Raw genomic sequence first — 20,730 nt, 5'->3', positions numbered from 1 at the left:
TCAGGATGAACTGTTACTGTTCATTTTCATCGGTATAGCGTTTGGCTTTATACACCGGGAACATCAGGTTCTGGGTGGAGAAAATATCGTCCAGCTCTGCTTCGGTCAGCAGGCCTCGCTCGAGCACTACGTCGCGGACACTTTTCCCCGTTTCAGCACATATTTTACCGACGATATCGCCGTTATGGTGGCCGATATAAGGGTTCAGGTAGGTGACAATACCAATCGAGTTGAAGACGTAAGCTTCACAAACAGCCCGGTTAGCAGTGATGCCGTTGACGCATCTTTCCAGCAGATTTGAACAGGCGTTAGTGAGAATATGCACAGATTCAAACAGCGCCTGACCAATCACCGGCTCCATCACGTTCAGCTGCAACTGACCCGCTTCTGAAGCCATAGTCACGGTGACGTCGTTGCCAATCACCTTGAAGCAAACCTGATTGACCACCTCCGGCACCACCGGATTGACCTTGGCTGGCATGATAGAAGAGCCAGCCTGCAACTCTGGCAGATTGATCTCATTCAGTCCGGCACGCGGGCCTGAAGAGAGCAGGCGGAGGTCGTTACAGATTTTAGAGAGCTTAACCGCCAGACGCTTCAGGGCGCTGTGAACCATGACATAAGCGCCACAGTCAGAAGTCGCTTCAATCAGATCTTCTGCCGGGATACAGGGAAGATTGCTGACTTCCGCCAGTTTCTGCACCGCCAGCACCTGGTAGCCATCCGGCGTGTTCAGACGTGTTCCGATAGCTGTAGCCCCCAGGTTCACTTCCAGAAGCAACTCAGCGGTGCGCAGAAGATTTTTGATCTCTTCATTCAGCAGCACGCTAAACGCATGGAATTCCTGCCCCAGGGTCATAGGTACGGCATCCTGCAGCTGGGTACGGCCCATTTTGAGGATGGTTTCAAACTCAACCGCTTTGCGCTGGAAGCCTTCGCTTAACTGTCCGATCGCATCCAGCAGTTTTAAAATTGAGGTATAGACCGCAATACGAAAACCGGTGGGGTAGGCGTCATTGGTCGACTGGCATTTATTGACGTGATCGTTGGGATTAAGGAACTGGTAATCCCCTTTCTGGTGACCCATCAGTTCCAGGCCAATGTTCGCCAGCACTTCATTGGTGTTCATATTCACGGAGGTGCCTGCACCCCCCTGATAGACATCAATCGGGAACTGATCCATGCATTTGCCATTGTTCAGGACTTCATCACAGGCCTGAATAATCGCATTAGCGATGTTACGGGGAATGGTCTGCAACTCTTTATTCGCCATTGCCGCCGCTTTTTTCACCATCACCATGCCGCGAACAAACTCGGGAATGTCGCTTATCTTACTGTTACTGATATAAAAATTTTCAATCGCACGCAGAGTATGAACACCGTAGTAAGCATCTGCCGGGACTTCACGCATACCTAACAGGTCTTCTTCGATACGAATGTTATTAGCCATGAGAACCTTCTTGTTATAGCTACCGGGTATACCCTCAGCCTGATGGCATTCGGATATTTGTAATCACAATCACAGTGAATCTCTGGTCGTGAACAGCCTCGGCCAACATTTTATCCATTTGCAGCAGGCTGAGCACGATCATATTCTGTTAGTGGGCAAAAGCCCGCACGCAGATCACTTAAATTGTGTTCGTTTTCAGACATGTTCGGCACAGTGTGACGCCTGTCACAGTTTGAATGCCAGCAGGAATTTCCTGTAAGAGCATTGAATAATGTTATGAACGGACCCATAACATTATTCTGCGATCATAGTGATCCCCCATTTTGCCGTCCCGCTCCGCGCGGGGCAGCCCTGAAATACAGGAGACTGCGGTGCGCTGGTTACCGTTTTTAGTATTGTTTATTCTCGCCTGGATTGAGATCACCATCTTCATCCAGGTAGCCCATGTGATGGGTGTATTGCTGACGCTGCTGCTGGTGGTGTTCAGCTCCTGCATTGGGATCTCACTGGTGAAAAACCAGGGGATGAAAAACTTTATGCTGATGCAGCAGAAGCTGGCGGTGGGTGAAAGCCCGGCCGCTGAGATGATCAAAAGCGTTTCGCTTATTCTTGCGGGCTTCTTACTGCTGTTACCGGGATTTTTTACCGATTTCCTGGGCTTGCTGCTGTTACTGCCGCCGGTGCAGAAGCATCTGACGCTGAAGCTGATGCCCCATCTCAAGGTCTGGCGTGGAAACGGTGCCGGCCCTGACAGTGGGTTTACCGTTGATGGTGAATATCAGCGCAAAGACAGCAAACTGATTGAACACGACGATCCCGAGGATCGTCGCTAACTGAGCCAAAGGCGGGGATATCCCGCCTTTTTGCTTTTCAGGGGAAAGAGCTGTTTATAATTTGTGCAGTCAGGCCGCATAAGCAAAATTATTATTTTTTCCCCTTGAAAGCCTCCTCCCCAGGCCCTATCTATCTCGTCACGAGGCCGGTGTCGGCGCCGGCAATCATCCCAAAAACCTGATTGGACTTCTCAAAGGAGAGTTATCAATGAAAATTCGTCCATTGCACGACCGTGTTATCGTCAAGCGTAAAGAAGTGGAATCCAAATCAGCTGGTGGCATCGTGCTGACCGGCTCTGCGGCTGGCAAATCTACCCGTGGCGAAGTGCTGGCTGTTGGCAATGGCCGTATCCTGGAAAGCGGCGAAGTGAAACCGCTGGACGTGAAAGTGGGCGATGTGGTCATTTTCAGCGAAGGCTACGGTGCGAAAACTGAGAAAATCGACAACCAGGAAGTGCTGATCATTTCTGAAAGCGACATTCTGGCAATTGTTGAAGCGTAATTACGCGTTACTCACTGAACGAAACGAATTTAAGGGATATTTAAGATGGCAGCTAAAGACGTAAAATTCGGTAATGACGCACGCGTAAAAATGCTGCGTGGCGTTAACGTACTGGCAGATGCAGTAAAAGTTACCCTGGGCCCGAAAGGCCGTAATGTGGTTCTGGATAAATCTTTTGGTGCACCGACCATCACTAAAGATGGCGTTTCTGTAGCGCGTGAAATCGAACTGGAAGACAAGTTCGAAAACATGGGTGCTCAGATGGTGAAAGAAGTGGCCTCTAAAGCGAACGACGCTGCAGGCGACGGCACCACCACCGCAACTGTTCTGGCTCAGTCTATCGTTAACGAAGGTCTAAAAGCCGTTGCTGCGGGCATGAACCCAATGGATCTGAAGCGTGGAATCGACAAAGCTGTGATCCACGCTGTTGAAGAACTGAAAAAACTTTCTGTGCCTTGCTCTGATTCTAAAGCTATTGCTCAGGTTGGTACCATCTCTGCTAACTCCGATGAAACCGTGGGCGAACTGATTGCTCAGGCGATGGAAAAAGTGGGCAAAGAGGGTGTTATCACTGTTGAAGAAGGCACCGGCCTGCAGGACGAGCTGGACGTGGTTGAAGGTATGCAGTTTGACCGTGGCTACCTCTCCCCGTACTTCATCAACAAGCCAGAAACCGGCGCAGTAGAACTTGAAACTCCGTTCATCCTGCTGGCTGACAAAAAAATCTCCAACATCCGTGAAATGCTGCCAGTTCTGGAAGCCGTAGCGAAAGCTGGCAAACCACTGCTGATCGTTGCTGAAGATGTTGAAGGCGAAGCGCTGGCTACCCTGGTAGTGAACACCATGCGCGGTATCGTTAAAGTTGCTGCTGTTAAAGCACCAGGCTTTGGCGATCGTCGTAAAGCAATGCTGCAGGACATCGCTGTTCTGACTGGCGGTACCGTTATCTCTGAAGAGATCGGTATGGAGCTGGAAAAAGCGACCCTGGAAGATCTGGGTCAGGCTAAACGCGTTGTGATCAGCAAAGACACCACCATCATCATCGATGGCGTGGGTGAAGAAGCGACTATCTCTGGCCGTGTGTCTCAGATTCGTCAGCAGATTGAAGAAGCTTCTTCTGATTACGATCGTGAAAAACTGCAGGAGCGTGTTGCTAAACTGGCAGGCGGCGTAGCCGTACTGAAAGTTGGCGCAGCCACTGAAGTTGAAATGAAAGAGAAGAAAGCTCGCGTTGAAGATGCTCTGCACGCAACCCGTGCTGCGGTAGAAGAAGGCGTTGTAGCTGGTGGTGGTGTTGCGCTGGTGCGCGTTGCTGCGCTGCTGGCTGGCCTGACTGGTCAGAACGAAGACCAGAACGTGGGCATCAAAGTTGCGCTGCGCGCGATGGAATCTCCACTGCGTCAGATCGTTTCTAACGCCGGTGAAGAGCCTTCTGTAGTGGCTAACATGGTGAAAGCTGGCGAAGGTAACTACGGTTACAACGCTCAGACCGAAGAGTATGGCAACATGATCGACTTCGGTATCCTGGATCCAACCAAAGTAACCCGTTCTGCACTGCAGTACGCTGCTTCTGTGGCTGGTCTGATGATCACCACCGAGTGCATGGTGACCGACCTGCCTAAAGGCGATGCGCCTGATTTAGGTGCTGGCGGCGGCATGGGCGGCATGGGTGGTATGGGCGGCATGATGTAATCCCCCGGCCTCCCGGCTAAAGAAACCCTCTGTCTTTGACAGGGGGTTTTTCTTTTTGGGGGGAAAATAGTAAAGTTGGGGCGCAAGAAGTAACCCGAACAATGCTTTATCTATTTTTGGGCAACGGAAGCTTAACCAATGTTTTTACTTTCCGGTACGCTCAGGACTGACTCTGATGATAAGAATGGGGAATAAAATGCGGATTAACGTCTTGCTGGGACTTTCTGTAGCGGCTGCGCTGCTGACCGGCTGTAGCACTTCAAACACCCTTAGCCAGGCGGGTGAGCGCGTAACCTTTACCGACCAGCAGCCAGCCAAAGAGTGCCAGATGCTGGGCAATGTGACCGGAGAGCAAAGCAACTGGTTAAGCGGTGCCGGCGGCGGCGAAAGCAGTTCTCTTCGCGGCGCAGCTAACGATTTACGCAACCGTGCGGCAGCAATGGGTGGCAACGTGATTTATGGCGCGACCAGCCCAACGCAGAATGTCTGGTCAAGCTTTGCCCCGCTGGACAGCAAAATGAACGGCCAGGTTTATAAGTGCCCGTAAGCTGATTTAACCCCGCATGCGGCAGACTATGCTCTGCGGCAACAGGTGGGGTGGTGAAGTTAATAAGCAGGGAGGATCGCCGCATCCTCTCTGCTTTTATTCAAATCGTGTCAGACCTGTCTCAGCTGTAAATCCAGCGGTGTTTTGCTGGGTTCCCCGCCAATCTCTCTCGCCAGCTTCGGTACCATATAGCCGGAAACCTGCGCCAGTAATTCCCGCATAATCGCCCTGGCTTCCTCGTCCGAAACGTAGAAGTGCGCTGCACCCTGCACTTTATCCAGCACGTGCAGGTAATAGGGCAACACACCCGCATCGAACAGGGCATTGCTTAGCGCCGCCAGGACGGTAGCGCTGTCATTGATATGACGCAGCAGCACGCTCTGGTTGAGCAGGGTGACGCCCGCCTGCTTAAGTTGCTGTAGCGCCGCCCTGAGAGGGTCATCAATTTCCTGCGCGTGATTGATATGGGTTACCAGCAGCACTTGCAGCCGCGACTGCGCCAGGCGTTGACACAGCGTACGGGTGATGCGGCTGGGGATCACTACCGGCAACCGGCTGTGGATCCGCAGCCGTTTCAGGTGTGGGATCTGCTCCAGTTCGCCAATCAGCCAGTCCAGTTCGCTGTCTTTTGCCATCAGGGGATCGCCACCGGAGAAAATAATCTCATCCAGTTCTGGCTGCTCTCGGATATACTCCAGGGCTTGCTGCCAGTTGCGCTTATTTCCCTGGTTGTCAGAGTAAGGAAAATGGCGGCGGAAACAGTAGCGGCAGTTGACTGCACAGCCGCCTTTGACCAGCAACAGCGCACGATTGCGATATTTATGTAACAGACCCGGCACTACGCTGGTCTGCTCATCGAGCGGATCGGTACTGTAACCCGGAGCATCAACAAACTCCTGGCTGGCGGTGATTACCTGCAGCAGGAGCGGATCTTGTGGATCGCCTTTTCGCATTCTGGACGCAAAGGCCCGCGGGACGCGCAGAGCAAACAGACGACGTGCATCACTGCCCGCCATCAGCTCCGGGTGCGAATCGAGGCCTAAAAGTTGCAGTAATTCGTTTGGATCGGTGATTACATCTGCAAGTTGATGCAACCATTCTTCGCGCGAAGGGGTATTTAGGGTTACAATGTGTGCCATTTTTTTGGCTAAGTACCAGTATTAAATTGTAGAGGGCCTTTATGGCGACTTATTCTAGCAACGATTTCCGTCCCGGTCTTAAAATCATGTTCGAAGGCGAACCTTACGCCATCGAATCCAGCGAGTTTGTTAAACCAGGTAAAGGCCAGGCTTTTGCACGCGTGAAAATGCGTCGCCTGCTGACCGGCAGCCGCGTTGAGAAAACGTTCAAATCTACCGACTCCGCTGAAGGCGCTGATGTAGTAGATACCAACCTCAACTACCTGTACAACGACGGTGAGTTTTACCACTTCATGCACCCGGAAACTTTTGAACAGCACCCTGTTGAAGAGAAAACCGTGGGCGATGCCTCTAAATGGCTGCTGGATAACGCAGAATGTATCGTTACCCTGTGGAACGGCAAGCCAATTCAGGTTCTGCCACCAAACTTCGTGGAGCTGGAAATCACTGATACCGATCCAGGCCTGAAAGGTGACACTGCTGGTACTGGCGGCAAGCCAGCGACGCTTTCTACCGGTGCCGTGGTGAAAGTGCCATTGTTCGTGCAGATTGGCGAAGTGATCCGCGTTGATACGCGCACAGGCGAATACGTTTCCCGCGTGAAATAAAGCGGAAACCGGGCCTGATTTTCAGGCCCTTTTCTTTAATGCAGTGAACGGAATCAGATGATGAAGTGGTTAAAACTCATTGCTGCAGCCCTGTTTATGACCTGCCTGATCAGCGCCTGTAATACTTTCCACGGCTTTGGTGAAGATGTTCAGCACCTCGGCGGCGCAATCTCCCACGCGGCTAAGTAATTTCTCAGTGTCTTAAAATGTCCTTTTCGCCACGCAGTTCAATAGCATGTGGCAAAATTACGGCTATGCTTTTAAAGCTGTACTTTACTTCACTTAAAAGGACATTCTCATGTTAAAGAAAAGTATTGTTTCGATCCTTTCTGTTCTGGTGCTCTCTTCTGTGCTCACAGCCTGTAATACCACGCGTGGTGTCGGCGAGGATGTGTCCGCCGGCGGCCAGGCTATTCAGAGAAGCGCTCAGTAAACGTGATGCCGGTGCTGATGCACCGGCTTCATTACCGGGCTTGCTTCACCCAAATCAGCTGACTGACGTCAAAGCCATTTTCACGCGCTGTGTTTACCAGTGACGTTTTGACCTGCTCTGAAATTTGCGGCGTCCGCGAGAGGATCCACAGGTAATCCCGGTTCGGTCCGCACACCAGTGCGTGCTGATATTCCGGATCCAGTGCAATCACGTTATATCCCCCGTAAAACGGACCAAAAAATGACACTTTCAGCGCGGCCCGGCTCGGCTGACCGGTAAAGTAGGCTTTGCCTGTGCTCTCCTGCCAACGTTGTTTCTTCGGATTAAAACCACGGTTTACCACTTTCAGCCCGCCATCTTCACGCTTGCTGTAGGTTGCCGTTACCTGCTCAAGACCGCGCTCAAAAGGGTGGTTAAACCGGGCAATCTCATACCAGCTCCCCAGATAAAGTTCCGCATTGAATCCTTCGATTGGGGTCACGCCTTTTGGTGGCGTGGTACTACAGGCAACGGAGAGTAATGCGCCCGCTCCAGCCGCAACCATTTTCCACAGAGACATAAGCTATTCCTTTAAGTATGAATAGCTTGAGTATAGGTGATTTTACGCAGGCGGCAGGGATGCCGCCTGAATTTTACAGTGTTACCACGCCGATAGCGGTGACTACGGTAAGAATGGTGGCCAGACCATAGAAGACCCATTTGCCTGCGGCAACGTGGATGCCGATATCATGCATGCCGTGATGGAGGCGGTGCAGGGCGCACCAGACGGGCAGCACTATCATCAGAAACAGGAACAGACGTCCCGGCAGAGTTTGTGCAGCGTGCAGAATACGCTGATAGCTCAGCCCGCCTCCTGTGCTCAACGGCAGCAGAAATCCTGCCAGCAAAATCATTGCCGGTGAGAAGATGGCTGACCAGGTTCCTCCTGCGCCAAACAATCCCCAGAAAAGAGGCTCATCTGAACGTGTGGTTGGCTTTTTCATAGTTGCTCCTGTAGCAGCGCCCAGCTCAGCAGGATCAGGCTGACCAGCACCATAACCACCCACAGGCCTCTGACAATTGGCGTGGGCGACATTTTTTTACCCCCCAGCACGATGATCTGGGCTTTAGGTGCCAAATCAAACCAGGTTTTGCTGTGCAATAACGCGGCGGCCAGGGCCACTGCATTGATCAGCAGCATAACGGGCTGTTGCAGCAGGGTGACAAACGCCAGCCAGCTTTGCTCGCCATTTTTCAACGCAAACAGCCCATAGATCATCTCCAGACTGAACCACAGGGCAGGGATCGACGTGGCTTCGCGCAGCATGTAAAAGCGATAAAAGCCCGACTTCTGCCACCAGTTAGCAGGGATCGGTTGAAGATAAGGTTTCCGTTTCGTGGTCATCAGGCGGCTCCTTATTGCGGTCTGAGGGTGGCAATCATAAAGTCTTTCGCGCTTGCCACTTTGCTCTGCTGAATGGCGGCAGCCGGGTCGACATGCTTTGGACAAACTTCAGAGCAGAAACCGACAAAGGTGCAGGGCCAGACGCCATTATCACCGTTGAGTTGTGGCATACGCTGGGCTTTGCCTTTATCGCGGTTGTCCAGGTTATAGCGGTGGGCAAGGGTGATTGCAGCCGGGCCGATAAATTCCGGATTCAGGCCAAACTGTGGGCAGGCGGCATAACACAGGCCGCAGTTGATACAGCCGGAGAACTGGTGATACTTCGCCATCTGGGCAGGCGTTTGCCTGTGCGGGCCCCGATCGGCCGTTCGCGAGTTGCCAATAATCCAGGGTTTTATCGCTTCCAGACTCTCAATAAACCGGCTCATATCAACAATCAGGTCGCGCTCTATCGGGAAATGCGCCAGAGGTTGCACATGGAGGCCATCAGGGTAATTGCGCAAAAAGGTTTTACAGGCAAGCTTAGGTACGCCATTGACCATCATGCCGCAGGATCCGCATATCGCCATCCGGCAGGACCAGCGGAAGGAGAGGTCGTAAGCCAGGTTATCCTTGATGAACCCCAACGCATCCAGCAGTGAAGTCTGCTCGTCCCAGGGCACCTCAAAGGTTTCATTACGCGGCAGCATGTCGGTTTCAGGGTTATAGCGCTGGATGTTAATTTTACAGCGGGCAAGCTCACTCATGAGGGGTCTCCTTATTTTCGGCTTCCCCACCGTAGACCCGCTTAGCCGGTGGCAGACGGGTGATTTTCACCTCATCCCAGGCTATGTCAGGCGCCCCGCCAGGATTGTAGAAGCTCAGTGAATGCTTGAGGAAACGGTCGTCGTTGCGTTCTGTGCAGCCTTCGTCAAGGCGTTGATGTGCACCCCGTGACTCTTTGCGCTGAAAGGCCGCGTGGGCCATGCATTCCGCCACGTTCAGACCGTGGCCCAGCTCAATGCTGTAGAGTAACTGCGTGTTAAATACGCTGGAGGTGTCGGTGATGCGTACCTGTTTAAAGCGCTCCTGCAACTCTGAGAGTTTGTCGAGGGTCTTTTGCATCAACTCTGGCGTACGATATATGCCGCAGCCCTCTTCCATTGCCAGACCCATCTCATCGCGCAGCCCGGACCAGGTTTCTTTGCCCTGCTGATTAATCAGCCCCAGCAGCCGTTTTTCGCAGTCACGGGCCTGAGCATCAAGCGGGCCTACAGGTTTTTTATGGCTTTGCAGAGCATGAGCAGCCGCCTTTTCACCCGCCAGCCGGCCAAAGACCGCCAGCTCAGCCAGGGAGTTAGAGCCAAGCCGGTTGGCACCGTGCAGACCCACGGAAGAGCACTCGCCTACGGCAAAGAGCCCGGCGATACGGGTTTCGCATTGCGCATCCGTTTCTATTCCTCCCATAGTGTAATGGGCGGTAGGCCTGACCGGTATCGGGGCCTGTGCTGGATCCACACCGATATAAGCTTTGCTGAGTTCGCAGATAAACGGCAACCTTTCATGCAGTTTCTTCTCGCCCAGATGCCGGAGATCCAGATGCACCACATCCCCGCGCGGCGTGGCTATGGTTTTGCCTTTGCGCCATTCATGCCAGAAAGCCTGGGAGACTTTGTCGCGCGGCCCCAGCTCCATATATTTATTCTTCGGCTGGCCCAGCGGCGTTTCCGGCCCCATGCCGTAGTCCTGCAGATAGCGATAGCCATCCTTGTTGACCATGATGCCACCTTCTCCCCGGCATCCCTCCGTCATCAGGATCCCTGACCCTGGCAAGCCGGTGGGGTGATATTGTACAAACTCCATATCGCGCAGTGGGACACCGTGGCGAAGCGCCATGCCCATGCCATCGCCGGTCACGATCCCGCCATTGGTGTTATAGCGATAAACTCTGGCGGCACCGCCCGTAGCCAGCACCACGGCACCGGCATGAATCTGCACCAGTGTCCCTTCCATCATATTCATCGCTACCAGGCCACGCGCTTCACCTTCATCTACCAGCAGATCCAGAACGAAATGTTCGTCGAAGCGCTGGATTTGCGGGTATTTCAGCGAGGTCTGAAACAGGGTGTGCAGCATATGAAAGCCGGTTTTATCAGCGGCAAACCAGGTTCGTTCAATTTTCATGCCGCCAAAGCGGCGAACGTTTACCGAGCCATCTTCACGCCGGCTCCACGGGCAGCCCCACAGTTCAAGCTGAGTCATTTCACGGGGGCAGTGCTCAACAAAATAGTCGACCACATCCTGTTCACAAAGCCAGTCACCGCCGGAAACGGTATCCTGAAAATGCAGATCGAAGCTGTCATGGGATTGGGTGACGGCGGCAGAACCGCCTTCAGCGGCCACGGTATGGCTACGCATGGGATAGACTTTAGAGACAAGTGCGATGGAAAGGGTGGGATTCGCTTCGGCGGCGGCAATGGCGGCACGAAGGCCAGCCCCGCCAGCGCCGACGATGACCAGATCGGCAGTAAAGGTTTGCACAGTATTCTCCCTGTCAGTGGGTCAGAGTGAAAAATGGGTAAAACCCCACTTTTCACAGGGCTATCAGTATAAAACTGCCCACCGCCGGTAAAATTGATATGCGCAGGCATTTGCTTAAGAAAGAATCAGAAAATGCGCGTTTGCAGCGAAGGATCTGATTAAGAATATGAGTCTCCACTGCGGCCTGTTTGGCCCGTACAGGAATTTTCTGGCACATATTTGTTTGTTACTGTCTGTACGGGTAGACTGCTTCACCCTGTCTGATGAGGAGTTGAAAACATGAGCGATACGGCCAGCTGGCTGCCGAGCGCACCCATTACTAATTTGTTGAAGCGTGCGGCGATTATGGCTGAGATTCGGCGGTTTTTCGCCGATCGTGGGGTATTGGAAGTTGAAACCCCGGCGATGAGCCAGGCCACGGTGACCGATATCCATCTGTTTCCTTTCCAGACCCGCTTCGTCGGGCCAGGTGCGGCTCAGGGGCTCGATCTCTACCTGATGACCAGCCCGGAATACCATATGAAGCGCCTGCTGGCGGCAGGCAGTGGACCGATTTTCCAGCTTTGCCGAAGCTTCCGTAATGAAGAGGCGGGGCGTCATCACAATCCTGAATTCACCATGCTGGAATGGTATCGTCCCCATTACGATATGTACCGGCTGATGAATGAGGTGGACGATCTGCTACAGCAGGTGCTGGAATGCGCGCCTGCCGAAACGCTTTCCTATCAGCAGGCTTTCCTGCGTCATCTGGAGATCGATCCGCTGTCTGCTGATAAAACCCAGCTACGGGAAGTGGCGGAGAAGTTGGGGGTTGGCGATCTGGCTAACCGTGAAGAAGATCGTGACACGCTGTTGCAGCTGCTGTTCGTGATGGGTGTTGAGCCGCAAATCGGCAAAGATAAACCCGCTTTCGTTTACCACTTCCCGGCCAGTCAGGCTGCTCTGGCGGAGATCAGCACTGAAGATCACCGCGTTGCAGAGCGCTTTGAGGTTTACTTCAGAGGCATAGAGCTGGCGAACGGTTTCCGCGAGCTCACAGACAGCCGCGAGCAGCGTCAACGTTTTGATCAGGATAACCGTAAGCGTGCGGCCCGTGGCCTGCCTCAGCAGCCGATTGATACCAATCTGCTGGATGCGCTCGCACATGGTATGCCGGACTGCTCCGGCGTGGCGTTAGGCGTGGATCGCATCGTGATGCTGGCGCTGAAGGCGGAATCGCTCAGCGAAGTCATTGCATTTTCAGTGGACCGTTGCTGATTTGCCGGGGCGGCATCACGCCGCCCCTTTGATATTACAACCCACCCGCTTTGTAAGTTCTTGCCGCCGGGGCGCCATTCTGGGTCGGCGTTTTACGCCCGATAGTCTCCATTCGCACCTGGAACGGTGGGAAAGGCATCTCCAGCCCGTGTTCCTGATATCCCCGCAGAATCAGCTGATGTAACTCATGCCGCAGTGGCATGCGGTGCCCCATCTCTGCAGCATGAATACGCAACTCAAACAGCTGAATACCCTGTTGCAGGTCAACCAGATAGGCTTCCGGCGGCGGGGTTTCCAGCACGTACTGGCAGCGTTTCGCCGCCGTCAGCAGCACATTAGTCACCTCTTCACTGTTTGCTTCAGCAGACGCCGGGATCGTCAGCACCACGCGGGTAACCGAATCCGACAGCGACCAGTTGATAAACTGTTCGGTGATAAAGGCCTTGTTAGGGACAATAATCTCTTTGCGGTCCCAGTCGGTAATGGTGGTGGCGCGTGTATTGATTTTGGTGATGCTACCGGTCAAATCACGGATCGTCACGGTATCGCCAATGCGGATCGGCTTCTCAAAAAGAATAATCAGACCAGAAATAAAGTTGGCGAAGATTTCCTGCAAACCAAACCCCAGCCCTACACCCAATGCGGCGACCAGCCATTGCAGTTTTGACCAGTCGACCCCAATCATTGAAAATCCGGCCAGTCCGCCCACCAGAATCAAAATGTATTTGGTCAGGGTGGTAATGGCATAACCGGTTCCGGGCGTAAGATTCAGGTGTTGCAGCAGGGCCAGCTCCAGCAGGGCAGGCATATTACGCACCAGTTGGGTGGTAATGATCAGGACCAGAATGGCTATCAGCACGGCCCCTAAGGTGATGGGTTGAAGACTCTCTACGCCCTGTACCGAGGTGCTGGCATCCCACAACCGGATGTTTTCCAAAAAACCAAACGCCGAATGAATTTCAGACCACAGAACAATGACCGAGATGAAGGCGATCAGCGTCAGAATCGAGCGAACCAGCCGCAGTGACTGGGCGCTGATAGCATCCAGATCGATAACCGGCTCTTCCACTTCCAGCGTGTCGGAGTTGCTCTGAGGAGCAACAGCGTCCTCTTCGCCTTTGGCGCGCTGAGCAAGAATTTCTGCGCGGCGGTTTCGGGCCCGATCAAAAGCAATGCGCCGCCGCTGAATCAGCATCCAGCGGCGAATAATATGGTAAATCACCAGCAGCAGGAACCAGATAGCTACGGAGGTTTCCAGCCTTGCCAGCAGTGCCTGGGCAGTAGCCAGATAGCCAATGCACGAGGCCAGCGCCGCGAACAGCGGAATGCAGATCATCAGATTCCACAGCAGGGTATTGATCAGGTTTTCGCCATTGCCTTCTTTATCGAGGTGCAAGGGTATTCCCGCGCGCTTCAGGCTTACGGTAACCAGGCTCAATGCCCCACAAATCAGGATAAAACAGAGCCGCCCCAGCGTGGAGGAGAACTGCCGGTCATCAAGGTTATCAAAGCTTATCAGCAACATGATCAGCGGCACGACCAGACCGATACAGAGCGTATAGAAGCGCATAGCTCGGGCCACACGAGCCTGTGGCCAACGGAAGTGAACGATGAACAACCCCTGCGATTGGGCAAAAGCCGCACTGATCATAAAGGCCCAAAGCAACGGCACCGTGGCGGTCACACCATCGCCAATCGCTACCGCAATGGGATAAGGCCAGGCATGTTGCAGGCCATAACCCAGCGCCATCCACAGCACCGGTAGCGGCAGGGCAACCAGAATTGACCAGAATACCGTGCGCATTGTCAGACCAAAGCGATCCTGCGTGACTTTGCCCACTTTACTGGCCGAACGGCTCATGAAATCGCGGTAGTGGCGGCGTGAACTCAGACTGAAGCCGACCAGCAGCACGGCAGCAATAATCGGAATGACGGTTTCCCTGCTGGTGAACATCATCACCATCGCGCCACCCAGCTGCCCCAGCGTATCCAGTGACAGCAGACTTTTAAGATCCCGCGCCAGATCGAACGGGAAGTTCAGGCTCAGGGCGTTGACGTCCGCAGTCCAGAACAGATAACGGTGCGTCGCTTCTTTCACCTCGTTCAGTGCATCTTCCAGCTGACCGTTAGCCACTTTCAGTTTGGTGACTTCCAGAATCAGGTTGTCACAGCCTGAGAGCAGCGAGCCAATCAGTTCGCGCTGGGTTTTGATTTGCGCATCGAGAATACGTTTTTGCGCAGCTGTCAGTGGGCTGCCATCATCCTGTTTGATCTGACGCAGTTGCTGCTGGCGCTCGATCAGATCTTCATAATGCAGACGCTGAACGCGCAGTTCGCCCATCTCATTATCAAGCTGCTGCGGTTTAGGCATATCCGGCAGGCGGGCAACTTGTGCCCGCAACGCTTCACCCAGAACGTTGGAGACGCCGAGCCATTGCGACTGCTCGCGAATGGTACTCAACGCCTGACGAACCTGAATTGTCTGATTGGTGGCCGTGCGCTGCTGCGAGGCAACCAGATCCATGCGCTGAGCCTGCTGGTTCAGATCGTTAGAGAGTTCACGGTTAACGCGAAACTGTTTACTGATATTTTCTGGCAAATCACCGCTGTTTTCTGCCAGTTGTTCCGTCCGTTCCAGCGCCAGCTCTGCTTCACGCTGTCGGCGGTTGTTGAGCTGATTACGTAAATCCTGCAGATAAGTATCAAGCTGGGAGGCTTTACGCTGATGCAGCTCACTGCGCATACGCGCCAGCTCCTGGCGATTGTTGGCCGAGAGTTGCGCCAGTTCCAGCTCGTCAACTTTGGCTTTTTGCGCCGCCGATTCGGCCTGGCGGGCAGCAAGCTGGGCCTGAGCTAACGGCGTGGTGGCGGAGGGTTGTCCCTGCAGGCGGCGCTCAATCTCGTTTAACGCCCGGCGAGCTTCCGTCTGCTGCTGTGGCAGTTGCGCCAGAGAATCACTAATCTCCCTGGCGCGATCCTGCTCCTGCTGAGCGAGACGGCCTTCTTCCAGTAGCTGACTGCTGACCTGCAGGATCTCCTGATCAAGCTCGGCAGCTGTCAGGGTATTGCCTGGGGTTTTCGGATTATCGGCCAGCGCCACGATCTGCTGGCGGAGATCGCGGGAGAGTTTGGGGAAACCGTCAATCACCTGCTGATAGTCATCTGAATTGGCCAGAGATTTTTGCCTCTCATCCAGCCAGTTCAGTGTGGACGTCAGGGCATCCACAGTTTCCGCCTGATTCGGCGTATTTTTGTCTGACTTCGCCTCATCAAGCTGCTGCTTGATTTGTGCGGAGTCGGGTGCGCTGGCGGCCCAGGCGGGCGGCTGGAGAAGAACCCAGCCTAACAAAACAGTAAGAATCAGGCGTAACATGCGTATCTGCTATGGGTGGTGTAAAACTTCTTCTGCACTGGTTTTCTGCAGTGCAATGGCAAGCGTCTGGCCCAGGCGCGTTTTGGTTTCTGGCGTCAGGCTCTCTGCCAGTTTGACTCTGTCCCTGGCAAACAGGTTGATCACTGTGGAACCAAGCTTGAAACGACCCATTTCCTGGCCTTTGAGCAGCACGACGGAACCTTCTTCCTCTGCACCTGGCCAGCTCCAGCGTTTGATCACGCCTTCGCGTGGTGGCGTGATTGTCCCGGCCCAGACCGTTTCGATGCTGCCTACGATGGTGGCACCGACCAGAATCTGTGCCATAGGGCCAAATTCAGTATCGAACAGGCAAATCACGCGCTCGTTACGGGCAAACAGATTAGGGATGTTCTGCGCGGTCAGCGGGTTAACGGAGTAGAGATCGCCCGGCACATAAATCATCTCGCGCAGGATGCCATTACACGGCATATGGACGCGGTGATAATCCCTTGGAGCGAGGTAAGTGGTGACAAACTCCCCATCAAGGAACATCTCTGTCATGGCCGCGTTGCCAGCGAGCAGCGCTTCCAACGAGTAAGTATGGCCTTTAGCCTGAAAAATCTGGTCGCCTTCAATATGTCCCAACTGACTGATTGCGCCATCGGCAGGCAATACCAGCAGATTGGGATCGGTTTCGATCGGGCGGGCTTCATCCTTTAATGGACGAACAAAAAAGTCATTAAAAGTGCGGTAGGTCGCCGTATCCGGTTTCTGCGCCTCGTTCATGTCAACTTTATAGAACCAGACGAAGGTGTCGATAACAGCTTTGGTCAACCAGCCTGCGCGCTTGCCTGCGCCCCAGCCAGCCAGTTCAGTCAGGCCTTTTTTAGGCAATATAGTATTCAGGCCGAGTTTAAGACGATCCAACACAGTAGCCTCCTGGCTTGATCAGACAAATAGAGAAACGGGGGCGGATTGTAACAGTGCCCTGGTGATTAGGCTATGTTGCCTGCCCGGGATGACCGGGCAGGCCAATATCAGTCACTGTTTTCTGAAAAACTACGCCGTGTTTTCAATTGCATATCAGACATGCTGTCCAGAATACGGTGGTAGCTGTCAAAGCGTGCTTCATCGATTTCACCCTTTTCAACAGCTTCGCGGATTGCGCACCCCGGATCGGTACCGTGTTTGCAATCGCGGAATTTGCAGTAACCTAAAAACTCACGGAATTCGACAAATCCCCGGGTGATTTGTTCCGGCTCAAGATGCCATAAACCGAATTCCCGGACGCCGGGGGAGTCAATGACATCACCGCCGTGTGGGAAATGATACAGACGGGAAGCGGTAGTGGTGTGTTGTCCCAGCCCGGAAACGTCAGAGACGTCGTTGGTAAGGATTTCACCCGCACTGAGTTCCAGCCCCAGCAGGGCGTTGAGTAAGCTGGATTTGCCGACGCCAGATTGCCCGGCAAAAATACTGATACGACCCGTCAGGGCGGTTTCGAGCTCTTCGAGTCCGTTTTTTTGATGGCTTGAAACCATCAGCACGCCGTACCCAATTTTGCGATAGATATCCATCTGCTCGTCAACGAACTTACGGCCTTCCTCATCCAGCAAATCCGTTTTGTTGAGCACCAGCAGAGGTTCAACGTCCAGCGTTTCACAGGCAACCAGATAACGGTCGATGATATTTAGCGACAACTCAGGCAGGATTGCGGAAACCACCACAATCTGATTGATATTGGCGGCGATCGGCTTAACGCCATCGTAGAAATCCGGGCGAGTCAGCACCGACGTCCGCTCATGGACAGCTTCGACGATGCCTTTAACGGTTGCTCCGCCTTCCACGCCCGGACGCCAGCGCACCCGGTCACCAGTGACCAGTGAGCGAATGGTACGGCGGATATTACAGCGGTGCACTGAACCATCCGCATCTTCCACATCGGCGTGCATACCAAAACGGCTGATCACTATGCCATCACGCACATCGCCAAACAGGCTGTCGTCGGGTTCTGGCTTATCCGCTCGTTTAAGACGGCGGTCGTGATTGGCACTGACGCGACGTTGCTGACCTTTGGACAGTTTGTTTTTACTCACTCTTCCTCACACGGTTGGCAGGCTTCGCCCTGACAGGGCAAAACGTTTATGATACACCCTAATGTTTGATGATATAAGCCACGGCGAGAATCCCTATGACTGCAAATGCCAATAACCTGATTTGGATTGACCTTGAAATGACCGGGCTGGACCCGGAGCAGGATCGTATTATCGAAATCGCCACCCTGGTGACCGATGCCGATCTTAATATACTGGCGGAAGGGCCGGTGTTTGCGGTGCATCAAAGTGATGCGCAGCTGGCGCTGATGGATGACTGGAATGTGAATACGCACACCAACAGCGGCCTGGTGGAGCGGGTGAAAGCCAGCCAGTATGACGACCGTGCGGCAGAACTGGCTACCATTGAGTTCCTCAAAGAGTGGGTACCCGCTAACAGCTCGCCAATTTGCGGCAACAGTATCGGGCAGGATCGCCGTTTCCTGTTCAAATACATGCCGGAACTGGAAGCTTACTTCCACTATCGTTACCTGGATGTCAGCACCCTGAAAGAGCTGGCGCGCCGCTGGAAGCCCGGAATTTTACCCGGCTTTAAAAAGCAGGGCACTCATCAGGCGATGGATGATATTCGCGAATCCGTAGCCGAACTGGCTTATTACCGTGAGCACTTCATCCAGCTTTAAGCGCTAAGCGAAGCGCGTCCGGTCAATGTTGTTGAGCTGTGAGGTCGGTTGCCGTTGATGAAATGACCTGGCTCAGGCCTGCTGGCGTTGAACTGCTGATTAAATTGTCATTTTGCCGATTTAATCAGCAGTCGGATAAGAAACCGCAAGTTTTTATCTCTACAGTCTTGCAGCAGATTTCATTTCTCGTATAATGCGCACCCCGTACCGAGAGACTTTTTACTCGTTACGCAGAGCGGGAATAGCTCAGTTGGTAGAGCACGACCTTGCCAAGGTCGGGGTCGCGAGTTCGAGTCTCGTTTCCCGCTCCAAATCGATTTACCGTAGTAAACCAGTACCCAAGCGGGAATAGCTCAGTTGGTAGAGCACGACCTTGCCAAGGTCGGGGTCGCGAGTTCGAGTCTCGTTTCCCGCTCCAAATCGATTTACCGTAGTAAACCAGTTACCCAAGCGGGAATAGCTCAGTTGGTAGAGCACGACCTTGCCAAGGTCGGGGTCGCGAGTTCGAGTCTCGTTTCCCGCTCCAGATTCTGGTTCCAGGCATGCTCCTGGTACCATCAGACCCCAAATCTCTCCCTTTTCGTAGTGCCATCCCCTGTAGAAAGTTTACGCTCGTGGTCCGATCTTACTGCCGTTACCCTGTAAAAATTTTACGCTCGTGATCCGATCTTATTACCGCCCCCTATAGCAAGTTTGCGCTCCTGGTCCGTTCTTAGTGCCTTTCCTCCTGGCAAGCTGAGCCCATGCTTCGATCAATTTGTTCCACGGGTTGTCAAAGTATGATGAATATGAAGAGCCTTTAGCCCTTCACTAAGCCGGGTGACCCGGAAGGTTTCGCCGGCAAACTCCTCTCAGGCATCACAGACAACGCAGATATCACAGACATTGCAGGGACATGAGTGTATGCGCTAGTTCTTAAGAAAGAATTGGCTGAGTCTCCGGTAGAGTTTTATGAAGGGATGCGGTTCTGCAGGCGTGATTGGAAATTCATTTTTTTCTTGCGGGGATATCTGAATCTTTTTAATCTCGGTCCCCTCAAATATTCCCCAACCCCTGCGCGGGTAAGTTTGAATGATATTCTGCTTAATACCAGCTTTATTCAACTGTTTACGCAGCTCAGAAATAGTCTGATAAAGGGTATTTGGGGTAACATCTTTCCCCTGATTTTCCCAGCCTGCTTCATAAAGAAGTTTATGGGTCACAATATTGTCAGAATGTGTAATAAAAAGGTCAAGACAACGAGAAGCAGTGCCATACATGCTGTATTCCCTTTTTGTCTCGCAAGAAATCAGTTTGTTTTGTTCTGGAAGAAAATCCACAACATTGTTAATGCGGTATCGGAAATTCCTGTTGTTTTCCATGACGTTAATTCTCCTTTGTACAACCTGACAGGGCGAGATTTTCTTACGATATTTCTGTGATAGCCTTATTCATTCACCTGCCACACCGGCCCCTGGTTTAATAAAACTTATAGATTGCAGGGGCACGCTGTCACTTCATTTTCTTTTGACGCAATTAAATTCAGGCAGTCTTGCTTAAAATAACTGGTCGTTATTGGGTTAAAGGAAGCCTATCGCTCTCTGGACACACCCTTTTCTTTTAAGTCATTCAGGTTAAGAGCATTTACCTTAAGTGGCTTTCTCCTGGCGTACTGTCATCAGACATTATCGGTAGGATCCTCTGAAACGTTAAGGATAAATCCCTTAATTAAGTTTAACTCAGAGGTTTCGCCGCGTGGCGGGAAGAATGAGGGGATAACTTAAGATTAAATTTCCTGAGCTTCATTTTTTAACTCAGAGGTTGTCCGCACAATTTCGAGTTTATCCTGAAAGGGCTATCCAGTCAGCCACTGGCTTTTGTATAAACGACGGGTTAACTCTGGTGCTGACAAAGGGGTTAAGTTCAGAATATCGCCGGGAAAGATAAAACTCTGCTGTTAAGGCTGCCTTAGAACCTGAGATCCCGGTTTGTCCGGTAAGTCACTGTTTTCCCGAGTTTCAGGACAGGCTTTCTTCCGGGATCCTGAAAAAGATCTTGTGATCCTGTAGTGAAGAGTCCATAATCAACTCCCTGTCGAATGAGTTCACCGATATAACCTTTAAAATCAACAACTTACAGCAAGTGCGATTTTTTAAGGTGGTTGAGTACAGGCAGAAATATCCAGGCGGGAATAGCTCAGTTGGTAGAGCACGACCTTGCCAAGGTCGGGGTCGCGAGTTCGAGTCTCGTTTCCCGCTCCAGATAATAATTTTTCTCACTTTCAGGGTTTTTTATCC

The 20,730-nt window shown here is 52.8% G+C and carries 20 protein-coding genes and 4 tRNA genes; 13 read left to right on the top strand and 11 right to left on the bottom strand.

The annotated features are described in order from the left end of the window. Positions 1–13 precede the first annotated feature (13 nt). The gene (gene aspA / locus VRC33_RS20125; protein WP_338558783.1) at positions 14–1,450 is read right to left on the bottom strand and encodes an aspartate ammonia-lyase; all 1,437 of its coding nucleotides are present in this window, start codon (positions 1,448–1,450) and stop codon (positions 14–16) included. Between the two features lie 371 nt (positions 1,451–1,821). Here aspA and VRC33_RS20120 point away from each other — a divergent pair, with 371 nt between their 5' ends. From VRC33_RS20120 to VRC33_RS20105, 4 genes are all read left to right on the top strand, one after another. After that, positions 1,822–2,283, top strand: a complete 462-nt coding sequence (locus VRC33_RS20120) for an FxsA family protein (protein WP_338558781.1) — start codon at positions 1,822–1,824, stop codon at positions 2,281–2,283. Between the two features lie 208 nt (positions 2,284–2,491). Further along, positions 2,492–2,785: a co-chaperone GroES gene (locus tag VRC33_RS20115; RefSeq protein WP_034891529.1), complete on the top strand. Its 294-nt coding sequence runs from the start codon at positions 2,492–2,494 to the stop codon at positions 2,783–2,785. A 45-nt stretch (positions 2,786–2,830) separates the two neighbouring features. Then, entirely contained in the window at positions 2,831–4,477 is a 1,647-nt protein-coding gene (groL, locus tag VRC33_RS20110) for a chaperonin GroEL (protein ID WP_338558775.1), read from the top strand. Between the two features lie 196 nt (positions 4,478–4,673). After that, positions 4,674–5,024 carry a DUF4156 domain-containing protein gene (locus tag VRC33_RS20105; RefSeq protein WP_338558773.1) on the top strand — a complete coding sequence of 117 codons (351 nt, stop codon included), beginning with the start codon at positions 4,674–4,676 and terminating at the stop codon, positions 5,022–5,024. A gap of 110 nt (positions 5,025–5,134) precedes the next feature. Here the strand turns inward: VRC33_RS20105 and epmB are convergent, their stop codons facing one another. Next, on the bottom strand, positions 5,135–6,163 hold the full coding sequence (gene epmB, locus VRC33_RS20100; protein ID WP_338558771.1) for an EF-P beta-lysylation protein EpmB: 1,029 nt from the start codon (positions 6,161–6,163) through the stop codon (positions 5,135–5,137). Positions 6,164–6,204: 41 nt separating this feature from the next. Between epmB and efp the strand changes: the two genes are divergently transcribed. The 3 genes from efp to VRC33_RS20085 all read left to right on the top strand — a co-directional run bounded on the left by efp (position 6,205) and on the right by VRC33_RS20085 (position 7,204). Further along, entirely contained in the window at positions 6,205–6,771 is a 567-nt protein-coding gene (gene efp, locus VRC33_RS20095) for an elongation factor P (protein WP_338558769.1), read from the top strand. Positions 6,772–6,828: 57 nt separating this feature from the next. After that, positions 6,829–6,960: an entericidin A/B family lipoprotein gene (locus tag VRC33_RS20090; RefSeq protein ID WP_338558767.1), complete on the top strand. Its 132-nt coding sequence runs from the start codon at positions 6,829–6,831 to the stop codon at positions 6,958–6,960. A 109-nt stretch (positions 6,961–7,069) separates the two neighbouring features. Next, the gene (locus tag VRC33_RS20085; protein WP_147194441.1) at positions 7,070–7,204 is read left to right on the top strand and encodes an entericidin A/B family lipoprotein; all 135 of its coding nucleotides are present in this window, start codon (positions 7,070–7,072) and stop codon (positions 7,202–7,204) included. A gap of 31 nt (positions 7,205–7,235) precedes the next feature. Here the strand turns inward: VRC33_RS20085 and VRC33_RS20080 are convergent, their stop codons facing one another. From VRC33_RS20080 to frdA, 5 genes are all read right to left on the bottom strand, one after another. Beyond that, positions 7,236–7,763: a lipocalin family protein gene (locus VRC33_RS20080; protein ID WP_338558762.1), complete on the bottom strand. Its 528-nt coding sequence runs from the start codon at positions 7,761–7,763 to the stop codon at positions 7,236–7,238. A 73-nt stretch (positions 7,764–7,836) separates the two neighbouring features. Beyond that, complete coding sequence (gene frdD / locus VRC33_RS20075) at positions 7,837–8,187, bottom strand: fumarate reductase subunit FrdD (protein WP_338558760.1); 351 nt, start codon at positions 8,185–8,187, stop codon at positions 7,837–7,839. Next, positions 8,184–8,588, bottom strand: coding sequence for a fumarate reductase subunit FrdC (gene frdC / locus VRC33_RS20070; RefSeq protein WP_338558758.1), 405 nt, complete (start codon positions 8,586–8,588; stop codon positions 8,184–8,186). Before frdC ends, frdD begins: the two co-directional genes overlap by 4 nt. An 11-nt stretch (positions 8,589–8,599) precedes the next feature. Next, the gene (locus VRC33_RS20065) at positions 8,600–9,334 is read right to left on the bottom strand and encodes a succinate dehydrogenase/fumarate reductase iron-sulfur subunit (RefSeq protein ID WP_338558754.1); all 735 of its coding nucleotides are present in this window, start codon (positions 9,332–9,334) and stop codon (positions 8,600–8,602) included. After that, entirely contained in the window at positions 9,327–11,108 is a 1,782-nt protein-coding gene (gene frdA / locus VRC33_RS20060) for a fumarate reductase (quinol) flavoprotein subunit (protein WP_338558752.1), read from the bottom strand. The genes VRC33_RS20065 and frdA overlap by 8 nt, the downstream gene beginning before the upstream one ends. Positions 11,109–11,387: 279 nt before the next feature. Between frdA and epmA the strand changes: the two genes are divergently transcribed. Then, a complete protein-coding gene (gene epmA, locus VRC33_RS20055; protein ID WP_338558750.1) occupies positions 11,388–12,365 on the top strand; it encodes an elongation factor P--(R)-beta-lysine ligase in 978 nt (325 codons plus the stop codon). 34 nt (positions 12,366–12,399) lie between these two features. Here epmA and mscM read toward each other — a convergent pair whose 3' ends face one another. From mscM to rsgA, 3 genes are all read right to left on the bottom strand, one after another. Then, on the bottom strand, positions 12,400–15,738 hold the full coding sequence (gene mscM, locus VRC33_RS20050; RefSeq protein WP_338558748.1) for a miniconductance mechanosensitive channel MscM: 3,339 nt from the start codon (positions 15,736–15,738) through the stop codon (positions 12,400–12,402). 9 nt (positions 15,739–15,747) lie between these two features. Further along, positions 15,748–16,647 carry an archaetidylserine decarboxylase gene (asd, locus tag VRC33_RS20045; protein WP_338558746.1) on the bottom strand — a complete coding sequence of 300 codons (900 nt, stop codon included), beginning with the start codon at positions 16,645–16,647 and terminating at the stop codon, positions 15,748–15,750. 107 nt (positions 16,648–16,754) lie between these two features. Next, positions 16,755–17,813, bottom strand: a complete 1,059-nt coding sequence (gene rsgA, locus VRC33_RS20040; RefSeq protein ID WP_338558744.1) for a small ribosomal subunit biogenesis GTPase RsgA — start codon at positions 17,811–17,813, stop codon at positions 16,755–16,757. Between the two features lie 95 nt (positions 17,814–17,908). On the opposite strand from rsgA, the gene orn reads away from it, so the two are divergent. From orn to VRC33_RS20020, 4 genes are all read left to right on the top strand, one after another. Next, positions 17,909–18,454 carry an oligoribonuclease gene (gene orn, locus VRC33_RS20035; protein ID WP_338558742.1) on the top strand — a complete coding sequence of 182 codons (546 nt, stop codon included), beginning with the start codon at positions 17,909–17,911 and terminating at the stop codon, positions 18,452–18,454. Positions 18,455–18,689: 235 nt separating this feature from the next. Then, positions 18,690–18,765: transfer RNA gene (locus VRC33_RS20030), tRNA-Gly, on the top strand. Positions 18,766–18,796: 31 nt separating this feature from the next. Further along, positions 18,797–18,872: transfer RNA gene (locus VRC33_RS20025), tRNA-Gly, on the top strand. Between the two features lie 32 nt (positions 18,873–18,904). Then, positions 18,905–18,980, top strand: a tRNA-Gly gene (locus tag VRC33_RS20020). Positions 18,981–19,362: 382 nt separating this feature from the next. Here VRC33_RS20020 and VRC33_RS20015 read toward each other — a convergent pair. Then, complete coding sequence (locus VRC33_RS20015; protein WP_338558740.1) at positions 19,363–19,815, bottom strand: winged helix-turn-helix domain-containing protein; 453 nt, start codon at positions 19,813–19,815, stop codon at positions 19,363–19,365. 803 nt (positions 19,816–20,618) lie between these two features. Between VRC33_RS20015 and VRC33_RS20010 the strand changes: the two genes are divergently transcribed. Further along, a tRNA-Gly gene (locus VRC33_RS20010) sits at positions 20,619–20,694 on the top strand. Positions 20,695–20,730 lie beyond the last annotated feature (36 nt).

The organism is Erwinia sp. E_sp_B01_1 (assembly GCF_036865545.1).
GTDB lineage: Bacteria > Pseudomonadota > Gammaproteobacteria > Enterobacterales > Enterobacteriaceae > Erwinia.
Note: the sequence above shows the minus strand (reverse complement) of the source record. Positions and strands in the feature narration are given on the sequence as shown.

Bases quoted from the DNA above. Each gene is read 5' to 3' on its own strand.
- VRC33_RS20115 (WP_034891529.1), top strand. From the start codon at position 2,492: ATGAAAATTCGTCCATTGCACGACCGTGTTATCGTCAAGCGTAAAGAA.
- aspA (WP_338558783.1), bottom strand. From the start codon at position 1,450: ATGGCTAATAACATTCGTATCGAAGAAGACCTGTTAGGTATGCGTGAA.
- orn (WP_338558742.1), top strand. From the start codon at position 17,909: ATGACTGCAAATGCCAATAACCTGATTTGGATTGACCTTGAAATGACC.
- VRC33_RS20065 (WP_338558754.1), bottom strand. From the start codon at position 9,334: ATGAGTGAGCTTGCCCGCTGTAAAATTAACATCCAGCGCTATAACCCT.
- VRC33_RS20105 (WP_338558773.1), top strand. From the start codon at position 4,674: ATGCGGATTAACGTCTTGCTGGGACTTTCTGTAGCGGCTGCGCTGCTG.
- frdC (WP_338558758.1), bottom strand. From the start codon at position 8,588: ATGACCACGAAACGGAAACCTTATCTTCAACCGATCCCTGCTAACTGG.
- epmA (WP_338558750.1), top strand. From the start codon at position 11,388: ATGAGCGATACGGCCAGCTGGCTGCCGAGCGCACCCATTACTAATTTG.
- VRC33_RS20090 (WP_338558767.1), top strand. From the start codon at position 6,829: ATGATGAAGTGGTTAAAACTCATTGCTGCAGCCCTGTTTATGACCTGC.
- groL (WP_338558775.1), top strand. From the start codon at position 2,831: ATGGCAGCTAAAGACGTAAAATTCGGTAATGACGCACGCGTAAAAATG.
- efp (WP_338558769.1), top strand. From the start codon at position 6,205: ATGGCGACTTATTCTAGCAACGATTTCCGTCCCGGTCTTAAAATCATG.
- VRC33_RS20080 (WP_338558762.1), bottom strand. From the start codon at position 7,763: ATGTCTCTGTGGAAAATGGTTGCGGCTGGAGCGGGCGCATTACTCTCC.
- frdD (WP_338558760.1), bottom strand. From the start codon at position 8,187: ATGAAAAAGCCAACCACACGTTCAGATGAGCCTCTTTTCTGGGGATTG.
- epmB (WP_338558771.1), bottom strand. From the start codon at position 6,163: ATGGCACACATTGTAACCCTAAATACCCCTTCGCGCGAAGAATGGTTG.
- mscM (WP_338558748.1), bottom strand. From the start codon at position 15,738: ATGTTACGCCTGATTCTTACTGTTTTGTTAGGCTGGGTTCTTCTCCAG.
- VRC33_RS20085 (WP_147194441.1), top strand. From the start codon at position 7,070: ATGTTAAAGAAAAGTATTGTTTCGATCCTTTCTGTTCTGGTGCTCTCT.
- VRC33_RS20015 (WP_338558740.1), bottom strand. From the start codon at position 19,815: ATGGAAAACAACAGGAATTTCCGATACCGCATTAACAATGTTGTGGAT.